This is a genomic window from Imhoffiella purpurea (assembly GCF_000585215.1).
GTDB classification, from domain to species: Bacteria; Pseudomonadota; Gammaproteobacteria; order Chromatiales; family Chromatiaceae; genus Imhoffiella; species Imhoffiella purpurea.
Window position 1 is genome coordinate 1 of record NZ_AONC01000099.1, and the last position, 585, is coordinate 585.

General features: G+C 62.4%; 2 protein-coding genes and 1 pseudogene. All 3 read left to right on the plus strand.

The window, feature by feature from the left end; translation table 11 throughout:
• A partial coding sequence (locus D779_RS21940) for an EF-Tu C-terminal domain-related protein (RefSeq protein ID WP_369406488.1) occupies positions 1-94 on the plus strand: 94 nt, incomplete at its 5' end.
• Positions 95-98: 4 nt separating this feature from the next.
• On the plus strand, positions 99-410 hold the full coding sequence (rpsJ, locus tag D779_RS20450) for a 30S ribosomal protein S10 (protein WP_007040450.1): 312 nt from the start codon (positions 99-101) through the stop codon (positions 408-410).
• 10 nt (positions 411-420) lie between these two features.
• A pseudogene (gene rplC / locus D779_RS20455) lies at positions 421-585 on the plus strand (50S ribosomal protein L3); the annotation flags it as partial.

Below are 585 nucleotides of genomic sequence, written 5' to 3' on the forward strand. Positions count from 1 at the left end.
CGCGCCGATCGCGATGGAAGAGGGTCTGCGCTTCGCGGTGCGCGAGGGCGGCCGTACCGTCGGTGCCGGCGTCGTTGCCAAGATTATCGAGTAAGGACATGACGAATCAGAGAATCCGAATTCGACTGAAGGCGTTCGATCATCGTCTGATCGATCAGTCCGCCCGCGAGATCGTCGACACCGCCAAGCGCACGGGCGCTCAGGTGCGTGGTCCGGTCCCGCTGCCTTCGAAGAAAGAGCGCTTCACCGTCCTGGTGTCGCCGCACGTCAACAAGGACGCGCGCGACCAGTACGAGCTGCGGACCCACAAACGCCTGATGGACATCGTCGACCCGACCGACAAGACGGTCGACGCCCTGATGAAACTGGATCTGGCCGCCGGCGTCGACGTCCAGATCAAGCTGAGCTGAGGACGATACGATGTCGATTGGACTTATCGGCCGCAAAGCCGGCATGACGCGCATCTTCGAGGAGACCGGCGAAAGCGTTCCGGTCACCGTGATCGAGATGACGCCGAACCGTATCAGCCAGGTGAAGTCGGTCGAGACCGACGGTTACAGCGCCATCCAGGTCGCCTATGGCGAG

Coding starts and splice junctions, on each gene's coding strand:
- rpsJ (WP_007040450.1), top strand. CDS start 99: ATGACGAATCAGAGAATCCGAATTCGACTGAAGGCGTTCGATCATCGT.